Raw genomic sequence first — 13,376 nt, forward strand, 5'->3', positions numbered from 1 at the left:
AAGTTCGGAAAGGTCTTTTTGCGCTCATATCGGACACAACCTATTTGAATACCTTCCCTATCTCTGCCTGTTCAAAAAAGTTGTGGGGCTGTTCTATGTGTCTTTCTGCGGCAGACGAAAAAAGATCATTTCTTCCAAGGTCGAAAGCATCTTTTTTCACATCAATGAAGCAACCCATTTGAATAACGATGACCAACGCCAACGCCATTCAAAAAAGTTGCGGTCAATCTCATTTAATCTTTGATTAAACAATGTAAGTACTCTTCGGTATATGACCTGGAACTATTTCTATGACTTTTAAACTTCGGGTATTTCACCGATGAACATTGATAGCAACCTAAGCCTGTCATCATCTCTTTGATATGGGAAGACGGTATAAAACCTTCATTGTTATAGCTGAGAAATATGTACTTATAGTCAGCCTGCTCTATGAGTTCAAAAAGTGCTTTTTCTGCCTTTTTTTTAAGACAAAATCGTGAGGTCTCATAGCTTCTTGATCCTGTTATCCCTTTTGGTTGGAATTGGGTATCATATAATGAGATGGTATTCAGCAGATGATAATACGAGCCATATTCTCTTCCATTATATGGCGGGTCCAAATAAAGGATGTCCCCTTTAAGGTTTTTATCAAAACGTTGCTGTCTTTCCTGTATACTTTATATTTCACCTTTTTTAAAGCCCTCTTTATAGGTAAAAGTTCAATATCGCAGAGTGCCGTTTTCTTCAGTTTCTTTAGAAATGCACAATAGACGGATGCCGTATTGGCAATTCTATCTAAGGCGACAAGAAGTGTCGCTATCAGCAAAATATAGAAATCTTGATCTATCTCAGAACTTTGAAATCGTCGTTCAATATCCATCCTTATGGCATCTATTTTCTTCCCATTATTGGCAGTGAAGTACAACCGACCGGCAGATCCAGAATCTGAATATTCCTCAAATATAAATCCTTCAACACCTTCCAAACGATTTAGGTCGACAAGCATTGTAAGATATTGCTCTTGACTTATACCACAGTAAAATGCGCTGTTAAGGACATAACTGTAATACTCTCTGTCATTATAGATGATACTTTTCACCTTGTTATGGAAAAGGTTTCCGACTACACCGGTTCCTGCAAACAGATCGCAAAAGCTGCAGTCGCCAAGGTTTTGCCCTGTTATATTTGAAACTTCGTTGTAAATAAAACCAGACAATCTTATCTTAGATCCCAAATAATTCATTTTTTATTTGCAATCTCCTGTATAATGGGGATGAGGCTTTATTTTGTATGGTAATGTCTTGATTTTGCTTTGAATGTCGTCATATAAAAACGGCTTGGTTTAAACCAAGCCGTTAGAATAAGGTTAGACATTTTTATGATGCGTTGTCAAATTCAAAATCTATTCTTCTTTCATTTCCAAAACTATCCCTGATCCAAATACTGAACTGATGGGATTCAGAAGCTTGGGAGGTGTAATAAAGTCTGAATTGTTTTTGAAGTAGATCATATTCATCATTATTTAAATAAGGTGGGTCACTGAAATATTGTAGTTTTCCGGTTCCCTCATATTGAAAATAACGAATTCGGTACGTAGTCCCATTAAAGTTTGAAGAAGTCAGGAGCGAGATACGAATTTCTACTGTTTCATTTTCCGCGATCTCTGAAGGTACAGGCATAATTTCAACCTCGAACGGAAAGTCCTGCTGAATTTCCATATCATTATCCTGACAAGAATTAAGTATAAAACTAATGAATAAAATTGCCATTGAATACTTACATAGCTGCAAGATCTTTTTGTTGATTACATTTTTCATTGTATGAATTTTTTAAAAATTAAATCGCAATCCAAAACCAAACAAGGTGTGAAATTGACCAAGCTGGCTGTTTAGCAGATAACGCAACTGCCCATTGACCAAAAAGACCAAATGTTCCGTCAGGTAACTTTCTAAGGAAAGTTTTCCATTTGCACCATAAATGAAATTCCCGGTCGAATTAAGGATCGAGCCGTCGTAGAGCATTTCAGTACCCTCATTGAACTGCTCATAACCCGCGAGCCCGCCAATACCCAGATTGAAATTGACATTTCGCAAAAGATCTCCCCATAGATGGAGACTGTAACCGCCATTAAATAAATAAGTATCAATCGGGATATCGTAATGGACATACTCATCATACTTTCTGCTGTATTCAGCCAGCCAGAACAGAAAATGACCATTCTTAGCATAAGAAATAAGTCCTGCGCTTAAAGCATAATTCTGCTTTTCAGGAGATTGTGGAAATACTGAATAGGTCAATTCTAATCCCTTCTGTTTAGGGATCATCTGCTGGGCAAACACGTTAATACTTACTGTAAGCAGTAATGCAGATGTTAAAAATATCTTGTTCATTTTACTTTGTTTTAATGTTTAAACCAGTGATCAGCCTTGCTTGAATCAGGTCTTTATTGTCAAGCTGAACCTTCTGATACCTTCCCCCATTCTTTTCCAGAATTTCAATTTCCAATACCTGATCTTTCAAAAGTGTAAACTGATCCAACAAATAAACCCCTGAAATATCGGAATGTTGGCTGGCTGTCATCGTTGGAACGTGGATGCGAACTGGTTGTAGAAGTTTATCCTGAACCACCGTTCTTTTCAAATTCTTCTTGTCGACAATTTTGAAATTGACCAGATCGATATCGAACGACACATTGCTGCTGTTTTTAACCTGTAAGGTGAAATAGAATTTATTGTCATTAACGTGCAATGCCCGGACTGAAAATTGGATCCCATAACTTTTGGAAGCAATGTGATTAATGGTTCTATTGCTTTTTTTATAAAGGTTTTCCATAATCAGTTCCGTCAGGGAAGACGAACTTCCCTTAAGATCTTCAAATAAGACATCCGTAGAATACTGCTGTTCCATGCTTCTTTGCTGCTTTAAAAGATCATAGCTAAGTACATCAGGATATGAACTGTAATACACATCGAAGTTGTAAAACTTTCCGTCTTCGGTGATCACCGAAAAATTAGTTTCCTCCTCAAAATCCCTGACCGCAGACTTGATTCGAAGTACATTTCCGATGGGTTCTGCTTTACTGGCGATCAGCAGATCACTGCCAAGATCCACATAGCGAATGGGTGACGGAAACAGCAGATGTGAGGTTTTATTGTACGTCACCTGCATTTTGTAGGATTCCAATCTTGCTTCTTCTAACGGAAGAAATGTCAATACAGAGTCCTGGGCAAATGTTCTGCCCACCGAGAGCAGAAACAGAATTATCAATAGATATTGGTTTCTTTTTGTGTTCATTTTCTATTTTTTAATTGGTTATTTTTTTGGTATCAAGAATACTTGATGACCAGCCTTCACGGTGACTTTGGGCTGTCTGACCCTTTTGTGAAAATAGCCTGACAAACCCTGCACAACGCCCCTGCTTACGTCCGCAGCGATCTGTTGACCTGCCGACTGTGTCATCATAATGCTGGTGCCGGAAGTTTGTCCCATACTACCGACAATGTCGGTTACTGCGTTTTGTTCCGGTGAATACGGTACATTTAAGCCAAGCTGACCGTCGTTATCGTAAACATGGATCTCTACAGGATAGATACTGCCTTGGTATTCAATGGATGAAATAAGGAGTTGCAGTCTCCCGCCCTGAAATTTGCCTGTCGCTTTCAGCAAGGTTCCAGAAGGGATTTCTGTGCGACCTACGACCATGCTTTCTAAGAGTCTGACAGATAAAGTACTTTCTGTGGTCATTGTCTTTGATTCATAAACAGTGGCTCTGATCGCATTATTGGCTGGCCTCGTCTTATTGGGATCGGCTGAAATTCCATAAAACCTCTGTTCATAAAGTCCCTCCAAAAATGTACTGTCTGATGACTCTCTATATAAAGATGAGACCACATTTTGACGGGCTTGTTTTGCTGCTTTGAAAAGTTGTTTCTCTTCAGTAGGCGGTTTCATATCCTCGTCCCTGGATACAGATCCTCCCTGATTGTTATTTCCAGGTAAGTACTTCGCGGCCATCTGATAGGATTTTTCCATCAGCGTGAGCTGATCATTGACCCCGAGACCTGCAGGAACAGCATTGTTATGGACGGCTTCATTCTTAAGCCTGGAGATCTCCTTCCTCAAATTGTTTAGTTCCTGATCATCTCTGCTGTAGAATGAACCCAATGTCTGCTGTGCGTTGCGATAGCTGCTCACCGCACTCTGATTAGATTCAGCCAAACCATTTGAAGTAGCTTTCAATGGATCTTGATCGGAATTTTGAGCCAGGTTGTTCTGGTCACTCCAATAATCCGACAAGGTGGTGATCGCATTTCTGTTCTCTTCATTTTTCTGCTCCAGCAATTGCTGCTCATAGACCTTTTGTTTATCGGCTTCCAGCTGATCATCCTTTGCCTGCGGTATCCCTGCATTGAAACCTGATTCTTCAATGGTTTTACTGTCCTTAGGTTTGAAGATGAGGTAAAAGCAAGCTGCACATACCGCTGCCATCAAAAGATAAATGACCGGCTTTTTAAGTCGCTCCCAACTTAATGTCTGTAAACCCTGTGAATCATATTCCCGCTCCTGGGATTCACCTTCCGTGATCTTGATTTTATTTGAATTGTTCATCGTTTTATTTTTTAATTGGGGAACTTTCAACGTCATTGTTCATCCTGGTTTTCACAACAGCATGGTCTGAGATGGTGGTGATGTGACTGATCGACATAGTATTGGTCTTATTTCCCGTCGAAATACAGATGCTGCCCAATACAAGCACAGTAAGGATGGCATACCCTGCTAAAAATAGCTTGGTAAATAACCTTTGCCGCTTCGCAGGAAGCGCCTTCCATTTTCTGTCTGCACACAAAATGTGGTGTTCTATTTGATCTCTTATCTTTTTCATTGTCATGATTTTTAACGTTCAACAGTTTCGACATCTTTGTTTTCTACGACATTGAATTTTTCAATGGTAAATCCCTGGGGATTGCTGTCTGACCGCACAGAGTTCACTAATGAACAATCGGTGATCAGGCTTCTTATCGTCAAATTGCTTGACCGGATAATGAACTGCCTTGCATACGTCTTGACCGAGTAAGGGTAATTGTTAAAATCAGCTACGACACTGTCAACTTCAACCCTCTGCTGGATATTGCCGGAAATGATCCTATTGTAATATCCTTTCTCCTGCAGGTCTTTGTAGTAGTTGAATGCAGACTGGTCTGCCAGATTGAAAGCCCTTTTGACATTGCTTTCAATGGCATTTTTATCAGGTGCCACCGTAAAGAACAATTCATGGAATCGCCTTACATGTTCCCTGGCCTCTACCGGTCTGTTGATCGACATATCCTGGGACAGTGCGACCATCAGCGATTTTCCGTTATCCAGCACATAGATCTTCTGGCGCTGTTCCTCTGCAAATTGATAGGACTTGAAAACGACAACGCCCACCACTGCGAAGCAGAGCACCGCAAAAACAAAGGTGAAAAGGCGGATCTGCTTGAAGCTGCTCTCTATATTTCTTAAAGTTTTAAATTCCATTGGATCGTATTTTTATTTTAATAATCTGCCTGAAATATTACCTGTCGCCGAACCTGCTGCTGCCCCTGCCATATTTCCCGATTTTGTGGCGGTCTGGTTGACATTGCGCATAAAGTTTCCTGCGCCTCCTGCCTGAATGACCCATCCGGTGACGGTCGGAACCGTGAAATATCCGATGATCCCGATGATCATGTAGATGATGTACACGGTATTGGAGGTATCGGGAATGAAATTGGGGTCGCTCAGCATCTCAATATCCCTTTCAATGATCAGTGATTGGATCTTTGCCAGGATAGCACTGAAGATGTCAGCCACCGGAAGCCATAGATAAACACTGATATATCTCGTCAGCCATTGGGTGAGCGTAGTCTGAAATCCATCCCATACTGAAATGGCAAAAGCTATCGGTCCCAAAATGGAAAGTACGATGAGAAAGAAAGTTCTTACGGTGTCAATGACCAAAGCTGCTGACTGAAAGAGAATTTCTAAAAACTCACGAAACCCATCCCTGATCTGCTTCTTAATATCAAACATCTCCCTTTCAATGTACATTCCGGACATCGTCACCAGATCAGATGGTGACCATCCGAGTGCTTCAAGTTTTTTGTCAAATTCTTCATCTGAGATCAGATAGGCCATCTCAGGATTCCTGAGCATAGCCTCACGTTCCAATAGATCTTTTTTCTGCTGCAGGTCGTTCAGATCCAACACCTGATCCTCCAGCATCGAATGGCTTCCCTGAACGATCGGACTTAAGACCCCATTGATACTCCCAAGCACCAATGTCGAGAAGAACATAATGCAGATCCCGATGGCAAAAGGTCTTAGCATCGGAAACAGGTCGATCGGTTCGGCACGGCTCAGCGACTGCCAAACCTTGATGGCCACATAGAATAATGCGCCCAATCCGGCAACGCCCTTTGCGACAGCCGCCATGTCTGCACATAACGGCATCATCTCATCATAGACGGAACGAAGTACTTCGTGTAAATTAGTGGGTTCCATCTTACCAGTATTTTTGGTTTGAGGTTCCGTAAAGATCCAATACCCTTTTGGTATTGTTCTGCTTCTTTGCTCTCAGGTAGCTGACAGAAATATTCTTGTTGGTATAGTAACGCACCAGATTATGATATTCCTTCACCTCTTTGTAGACCCGGTCAACCACGTCCATTCTCTCTTTGTCATTCAGCGAAAGCCCATTGGCGGTGATGATCTCCTTCAGTTCCTTTAACAGTTCAGTGCTTTCGGTCAGCAAAGCTGAGTAGCCGTTCGCGATCGCTGTCAGTTCCTGCGCGTTGAAGTTGGGATCATTGAGCATCTTGCTGAAATTGGTAACGTAGATCTCTGATACGTCTCCGACCATCAGAACGGTCTGCTGAACCTTTCGGGCATCTTTGACCAGATTATTGATGGCTTTCAATTTGTCGTAATATTCTTTTCCCTGTTCATACACCTTCTTGACCTCGTTGAAGTTTTTGACGACGTTGGAAACGGTTGATGAGGTCTGCACGATCTCATTGGCTGAGTTCAGAATGCCCGATGCCAGATTCGCAGGATCGGTCACAACGAATTGTGCTTTTGCATAGGTTGCGGTAGCAAAAATGGCTACCATTGCTGTTTTAATGATCAGATTTTTCATTGTTTTTAAATTTTAAATGATTGAATTAATTAATTGTCTTTGTTCGATCTGATCCTCCTGAGAGAGATCCTCTTGATGGCATGTTCTACATTGCCGTCAAGTTCAGAAGCCAGATTCATGACTTCCATTTTTTCTGTCTCTTCGGTGGTGTAAGCGAGATACTCTTCTGTCGAAACTTCCGTGGCATACACCGCAGAGTGGGTTCCGCCCAGTCCGATCCAGACTTCCTTGTACAATCTTCTCGGATCGTTGTTCATATTGATGGAAAGCACCTGAGACTTTTCTTTGTCAGTCAGTCCAAGCATCGCCTGGATGTCATCGAATTTGTTCATATACTTGCGCTGATCGAGAAGGATCTTACAGTCTGAATTGTTGATGATGCTTTCCTTGACGATCGGTGACTGGATGATATCGTCCACTTCCTGAGTCACCACAATGGCTTCCCCTAAGAACTTCCTAACCGTCTTGAACAGGTATTTGATGTACTCTGCCATCCCTTCTTTAGCGATGGCTTTCCATGCTTCCTCAATGAGGATCAGTTTTCTGATGCCCTTGAGTCTTCGCATCTTGTTGATGAATACCTCCATAATGATGATGGTCACAATCGGGAAAAGGATTTTGTGGTCTTTGATGGCATCGATCTCAAAAACGATGAATCGTTTGGACAACAGGTCAAGTTGCTTTTCCGAATTTAAAAGGTAATCGTACTCTCCACCTTTATAGTATGGTTCCAATACATTGAGAAAATTGGCAATGTCAAAATCCTTCTCCCTGACCTTCTTCTGCTCAAGGACTTTTTGATAGTCTTCTTTGATATAGTCATAAAAGCCATTGAAAGATGGAAATTGATCACTGCGTTTGATCTGTTCAATATAACCGCTTACAGCATTGGACAGGGCAACCTCTTCTGAACGCCTCGGTGGCTCATCATCCCGCTTCCATAAAGTGAGGATCAGGGTTTTGATGCTTTCCCGCTTTTCAATGTCAAAGACGCCGTCATCGGTATAGAATGGATTGAAGGCAATCGGATTGTCTTCGGTATACGTAAAATACACGCCATCCTCCCCTTTTGTCTTGCCTTTAATGAGTTCGCATAATCCTTGGTAAGAATTTCCGGTATCAACTAATAAGACGTGCGCACCCTGCTCATAATACTGTCTGACCATGTGATTCGTGAAAAAAGATTTACCGCTTCCTGAAGGTCCGAGGATAAACTTATTACGATTGGTAATAATTCCCTGTTTCATCGGGAGATCGGAGATATCCAGATGAATGGGCTTTCCTGTCAGTCGGTCGGCCATCTTGATCCCGAACGGTGAAGGTGAATCCTGATAGTTGGTCTCTTCCGTAAAGAAACACAAGGCAGGTTCGATAAAGGTGTAAAAGCTCTCCTCACTTGGAAAGTCACCCGCATTTCCTGGAATTCCTGCCCAGTACAAAGTTGCCGTATCCGTTGTGTTGTGTCTGGGCTTGCATTCCATCAATGCCAATGCACTACCGGTGTCATTCTTCAGCTGTTTGAGTTCTGAAGGATGATCTGACCACGACATCACATTGAAATGGGCACGGATGGATTGCAGACCGTAAGAATGGGCTTCATTCAAATACTTTTCGATCCATTCTTTATTGATCTGGTTCGCCCTACTGTACCTTGCCAATGAATGCATATTTCTGGCGGACTTTTCAAATTGTCGCAGGTTGTCATCGCTGTGATCAATAAAAAGGTACTGGTTGTAGATATGGTTGCAGCTCAGCAGAAGTCCAACCGGAGATGCAAAGGACAGCAGGCAGTCACTCCTGTCTGTGCTCAGTTTTTCATAACGGCTGTGAGAAGAGACCGTGCCGGGCAGATCATTGGTATCGGACAACGTATGCATACTGATCCGTTTGTTGCCGATGCGCATTTCTTCTGAACCAAGTTTGATGTCCTGCAATGAAGGATTCGACTCTCTTGACAGGGTCAGATACTGCTCCAACAGTCCTGACTTCCCAGCGGTTCCTGAGATCTCATCTTCGGTCATTCTTTCCAAATGGACAAAACTACTGTCATTCATGATCCTTTCGAACTGATCGACGGATTCCATAAACCTGCTGACCACTTCTTTATCCCTGATCTCCTTTGGGATCAGTTGACCTTTGCACAGCGAAGAAAAGTTACTTTGCATCCGCATTCTTTCTTTACTGGTCTTCGTGATGTACAAATAGCAGTAGTGATTGAGAAAAGGTCTCTCGTTGAAATGTCTTTCAAAAGATTTTGACAGAAAGCTCTGGTCTTCCTTGGACAGATCAGGGTTATAGTTTTCTTTGATAAACCAATCCTGTTTGTGCACAATTGTAAAGTCAGGCAGGGTCTTGACCGCCTTGAACCATGCGGAGTGGATCGCTTCATATTCAGCCGATGCCACGGTAAACAATTCAGGAAGCCTGACCTTGAAACAGACCGTTACATCCGCATCTTTTGAAATGATACAATCGTTTTCTATCGCAAGCAGTGGAAATTTACTCTCCAGCGTTGCGGCTTTGGAGGTATTTCTCATGCTGAATTTTTTTGACGGTTGGTTTTAAGGTAGCGGTAGATGCCTTTTCTGCTGATGATGTATTGGGGATGCTTTTTCTGAGAACCCAATTTCATCAGTCCGTGTTCCCCATATTTAGCGTTCAATGAGAAAGTCTGCCAGATCAGGATTCCGCTGCTGGCTCCGCCAAGTGTGAGGCAGAGATAGGTATTGACACCCGCGATATACATGATCATAATACAGATCAAGAGCCCTAACAGGCCACCTGCAAAAATAAACAGGTACTGTGCTTTGAGTCCTTTGAACTCTACCGTTCTTCCGATGCCTTTGTTGATATGATAGGTATTCATCATCATCAGTTTAAAGGAAGAATGAACGAAGGATCGTTGCTGCGACGATCAGAAAGATACACGCCCCGAACCAGCTGGCAGCGGTCTTGCTGGTGTCGGGATCACCGCTGCTGAACTTGTTGTAGACCTTGACCCCACCGATCAGTCCCACGACCGCCCCGATCGCATAGATAAGTTGGGTTGCAGGCTCGAAATAGGAGGTCACCATCTGGGTCGCCTCATTGATTCCTGCGGTACCATTGCCTTGGGCAAAAGCACCCGTTACTGCTAAAAAGGTCAGACCTAATAGCAATAATTTTTTTCTTTGTTTTTCCATAATTGAAACACATTAATTATTACTTTACCCCACACCCTGTGGGTTGATGAGGCAAAGGTGTTATGGAAACAGATGTGCTATTATTACTTGTCTTTCTACCGTATAGTTTGGCGAAAAATGGCTTTTGATGAGAAAATGAAACTGTAATAATGATGATCTCGAGGGATTGCTTATTTAGATCAATTGAATTATTTTGTAGCTTTGAATGGTTGCTTAAGCAATAAAACTACTTGTTAAATAACCGTACATTTGAATGCGTAAAAACGATCAGCACATTCCTGTTAATACAATGACTGAAAACTCTGGTCAGGGTATTTCTATCGATAAAATAAGTCTGGATAAACCTGATTTTAAACATTCACACCGGGACGACGGATATACTTTTCATATCATCGAAAAAGGCGTTATTCATATTGAAATTGATTTTCAGAAGTATGAGATCCACGCACCATCCGTTGTATATATGCATCCAAATCAAGTACACCGTATTTTGGATTTTGAAAAAATTACCGTCTGCTCATTGTCTGTAAAAGATGAAAACCTGAATCCTGATTATCTTAAACTGCTGGAAGAGATTGCTCCTGCAAAGCCTTTGGAGCTTACTAATGAAACCAATTCAACACTCTCTGATATCTTTAGGCTTTGCTACAATTTTTCAATTCAAAAAAATAATAAACTCCATTATTCTTTACTGAAAGACAGTTGCAATACGCTGGTTGCATTTCTGATCTCACAATTTCTGGATCAAAATAAACCGGAATCCAATTTTTCAAGGTTTGAGATCGTGGCAAAATCCTTCAAACTATTATTGGAAAAGAATTACTGTAATTCAAAAAGTCCGAGCGGGTATGCAGATCAATTGAATATTTCTACCTCTTATCTGAATGAGTGCGTTAAGAATACGACAGGTTCTTCAGTTTCTCAACATATCAAGAACAGAGTTGTGTTGGAAGCAAAAAGAATGCTTTATCACAGCGAAAAATCAATTAAAGAAATTTCGTTTGAATTGGGATACGATGATCATTCCTATTTTTCAAGACTCTTTACCAAAGCTGCAGGAATCTCTGCTTTAGCTTTCCAAAACAAAAACCACGAATAGTCCTATCATTACTATTTTCTGTTATTGCCTGATGCGCTACTGTTTGAGAATTTTGCACCATAATTAAATCATTGATAAAATGGAACACAATAAAAAAGTATTGGTATCCGGTGCAAGCTTCGCAGGACTTACAACTGCCTATTGGATGAACAAAATGGGTTATAAAGTAACTGTAGTAGAAATTGGGAATCATCTTAAAATGGGAGGAACACCTGTGGATATTAAAGATGAAACTGTGAATATTGTAAAACGGATGGGAATTTTTGAACAGATAAAAGCCCAAAGGATAGGTCCTGAAAAATGGGAATTCAAAAATGCTGATGATGTGAGTGAAAAAACTGTTTTTTTAGAAAAGCAGCCAGACAATGAGTTTGAAATTGAAAGAGATATTCTGCTCAACATGCTTTTTGACCTTGTAAAAGAAGACGTCAATTTTATCTTTAATAACAGCATCACTTCTTTAAATGAGAAAAAAGATTGCATAGAAGTTGCTTTCAAAGATGGTTCTCAAAGTCAATTTGAACTGGTGTTTGGCTGTGACGGAATCCATTCTGCGGTGCGGAGAATCTGCTTTGGAGAAGAATCAGAATATGCTCGTTTTCTGGGACAATATTTTTGTGTTGTGATCGCTAAAGGATCGTTGGTGGAAGCAGGCACTTATCATATGTACGCAGAACCGAACAAAGGTCTTGCGCTCTATGCTTATAACAACAAAACAGACATCATTTTTACCTTCCGTCCGGAAAAGGAAATCCTTTATGATTACCGTGATCAGGAGCAAATGAAACAGATTGTTCAAGAGCAAATAGAAAATATGAGCTGGAGAGCAACTGAGTTAAAAGAAGAATTACTCAATTCCGAATCTTTTTACTTTGATAAATTCTGTCAGATCAAAATGTCCTCGTGGACGAAAGGTCGTGTTGCATTGGTTGGTGATGCAGGCTATTGTGCTTCACCCGCAGCAGGAATGGGAGGTTCGCTAGCTATCATTGGAGCGACAGCTTTGGCGGACGCCTTTGAAAAATACAATGGTAATTTTGAACTGGCTTTTGAAGGATACAATAGAGAGTTTAGACCTTTCACAGAAGAAGTTCAGGCTGACGCAGTAGAAATGCTGGACAAACTTTTACCGGCAACGCAGGAGGAAATAGACTTGAGAAATAAAAATGGTTTTGAATTTTAAATTTGTTTTGATGACAGTAAAATCAATTGAAAATCGTACCGAGTCTTAATAATTTGAGACTAGTTATGATTATTTACTCTATCCTTTCAATTCAATATACTGGTAAATCTTTTTTAACTTTATCAAAATATTAAAGGGGAATTTGTCTAAACAAACTCCCCAATATCGAAACCTTCTGCATCATCTTTACGCTTAAAAGCAATTCCATCATCTTCATTCGAAATATTCTGGCTCAGCAAATTAGCAACTCTCTTTGATGCATCACCTAATGAATTTTCTAAAAGATCAAAAAGCTCGGTTCCCTGAATTTTTTGAATGATGTGAACTGCTTGTTGTTCTAAGTCAGGCTCCAGCACATCTCGCTGAAGCAGCTGTCCCGCAGTACTCAATTCCTGAAAGGTAACCCCTGTGGCGAAACCGCTTTCGATGATAGAATCATTCTGGTATTGCCAGTCTTCTTCCTCGTCTTCCTGATCATTATTTTTGATCAGTATCTCGTCCAGTTCTTTCTTTGAAGCCGTATTTTCAATTACTTTCTCTTTGGTTTCTGGATCAAAATTATTTGCATTAACTGTACTAGATTCATCGTGGCCTTGATCGGCGTCAGATGGCAGCGGATGTCTGTTTTCTTTCTTTGTTTCTCCCATAACAGAGGGTAATTCTGACCTATTGTCGGTGTTTTTTTCCTGAGGATACTGGTTTGAAAACTTCCTGTCCCAAAGAATTAATATGATAATGACTAACAGTGCTATGATGATTAATTGTTCCATAAGATGA

At 40.9% G+C, this 13,376-nt stretch carries 15 protein-coding genes and 1 pseudogene; 2 read left to right on the forward strand and 14 right to left on the reverse strand.

Annotation, left to right across the window (positions count from 1 at the left end; translation table 11 throughout):
• Positions 1-40: 40 nt before the first annotated feature.
• The 13 genes and pseudogenes from EAG08_RS21230 to EAG08_RS01570 form a co-directional block, all read right to left on the reverse strand.
• Positions 41-208 carry a hypothetical protein gene (locus tag EAG08_RS21230; RefSeq protein WP_164998504.1) on the reverse strand — a complete coding sequence of 56 codons (168 nt, stop codon included), beginning with the start codon at positions 206-208 and terminating at the stop codon, positions 41-43.
• Positions 209-233: 25 nt separating this feature from the next.
• Positions 234-1,222: pseudogene (locus EAG08_RS01515) on the reverse strand (DNA adenine methylase).
• 133 nt (positions 1,223-1,355) lie between these two features.
• Positions 1,356-1,796 (reverse strand): TraQ conjugal transfer family protein, encoded by a 441-nt coding sequence (locus EAG08_RS01520; protein ID WP_129533913.1) that lies wholly within the window; start codon positions 1,794-1,796, stop codon positions 1,356-1,358.
• 12 nt (positions 1,797-1,808) lie between these two features.
• Positions 1,809-2,369, reverse strand: a complete 561-nt coding sequence (locus tag EAG08_RS01525) for a conjugal transfer protein TraO (RefSeq protein ID WP_129533914.1) — start codon at positions 2,367-2,369, stop codon at positions 1,809-1,811.
• A 1-nt stretch (position 2,370) separates the two neighbouring features.
• Positions 2,371-3,273, reverse strand: a complete 903-nt coding sequence (traN, locus tag EAG08_RS01530) for a conjugative transposon protein TraN (RefSeq protein ID WP_129533915.1) — start codon at positions 3,271-3,273, stop codon at positions 2,371-2,373.
• An 18-nt stretch (positions 3,274-3,291) separates the two neighbouring features.
• Positions 3,292-4,587 carry a conjugative transposon protein TraM gene (gene traM, locus EAG08_RS01535; protein ID WP_129533916.1) on the reverse strand — a complete coding sequence of 432 codons (1,296 nt, stop codon included), beginning with the start codon at positions 4,585-4,587 and terminating at the stop codon, positions 3,292-3,294.
• Between the two features lie 4 nt (positions 4,588-4,591).
• Complete coding sequence (locus tag EAG08_RS01540; protein ID WP_129533917.1) at positions 4,592-4,861, reverse strand: hypothetical protein; 270 nt, start codon at positions 4,859-4,861, stop codon at positions 4,592-4,594.
• Between the two features lie 11 nt (positions 4,862-4,872).
• Positions 4,873-5,496, reverse strand: coding sequence for a conjugative transposon protein TraK (traK, locus tag EAG08_RS01545; RefSeq protein WP_129533918.1), 624 nt, complete (start codon positions 5,494-5,496; stop codon positions 4,873-4,875).
• Between the two features lie 12 nt (positions 5,497-5,508).
• Positions 5,509-6,501 carry a conjugative transposon protein TraJ gene (gene traJ, locus EAG08_RS01550; RefSeq protein WP_129533919.1) on the reverse strand — a complete coding sequence of 331 codons (993 nt, stop codon included), beginning with the start codon at positions 6,499-6,501 and terminating at the stop codon, positions 5,509-5,511.
• A 1-nt stretch (position 6,502) separates the two neighbouring features.
• Positions 6,503-7,135 carry a DUF4141 domain-containing protein gene (locus EAG08_RS01555; RefSeq protein WP_129533920.1) on the reverse strand — a complete coding sequence of 211 codons (633 nt, stop codon included), beginning with the start codon at positions 7,133-7,135 and terminating at the stop codon, positions 6,503-6,505.
• Positions 7,136-7,164: 29 nt separating this feature from the next.
• Complete coding sequence (locus EAG08_RS01560) at positions 7,165-9,672, reverse strand: TraG family conjugative transposon ATPase (protein ID WP_129533921.1); 2,508 nt, start codon at positions 9,670-9,672, stop codon at positions 7,165-7,167.
• Positions 9,669-10,001 carry a DUF4133 domain-containing protein gene (locus EAG08_RS01565; protein WP_129537186.1) on the reverse strand — a complete coding sequence of 111 codons (333 nt, stop codon included), beginning with the start codon at positions 9,999-10,001 and terminating at the stop codon, positions 9,669-9,671. The genes EAG08_RS01560 and EAG08_RS01565 overlap by 4 nt, the downstream gene beginning before the upstream one ends.
• A 10-nt stretch (positions 10,002-10,011) precedes the next feature.
• The gene (locus EAG08_RS01570; RefSeq protein ID WP_129533922.1) at positions 10,012-10,317 is read right to left on the reverse strand and encodes a DUF4134 domain-containing protein; all 306 of its coding nucleotides are present in this window, start codon (positions 10,315-10,317) and stop codon (positions 10,012-10,014) included.
• Between the two features lie 253 nt (positions 10,318-10,570).
• On the opposite strand from EAG08_RS01570, the gene EAG08_RS01575 reads away from it, so the two are divergent.
• Both EAG08_RS01575 and EAG08_RS01580 read left to right on the forward strand, forming a co-directional pair.
• A complete protein-coding gene (locus tag EAG08_RS01575; protein ID WP_164998505.1) occupies positions 10,571-11,416 on the forward strand; it encodes an AraC family transcriptional regulator in 846 nt (281 codons plus the stop codon).
• 79 nt (positions 11,417-11,495) lie between these two features.
• Entirely contained in the window at positions 11,496-12,599 is a 1,104-nt protein-coding gene (locus EAG08_RS01580) for an FAD-dependent monooxygenase (RefSeq protein ID WP_129533923.1), read from the forward strand.
• Positions 12,600-12,745: 146 nt separating this feature from the next.
• Here the strand turns inward: EAG08_RS01580 and EAG08_RS01585 are convergent, their stop codons facing one another.
• Positions 12,746-13,369 (reverse strand): hypothetical protein, encoded by a 624-nt coding sequence (locus EAG08_RS01585; protein ID WP_129533924.1) that lies wholly within the window; start codon positions 13,367-13,369, stop codon positions 12,746-12,748.
• Positions 13,370-13,376 lie beyond the last annotated feature (7 nt).

The organism is Chryseobacterium sp. 3008163 (assembly GCF_003669035.1).
In the GTDB taxonomy this organism is placed as follows: Bacteria; Bacteroidota; Bacteroidia; order Flavobacteriales; family Weeksellaceae; genus Chryseobacterium.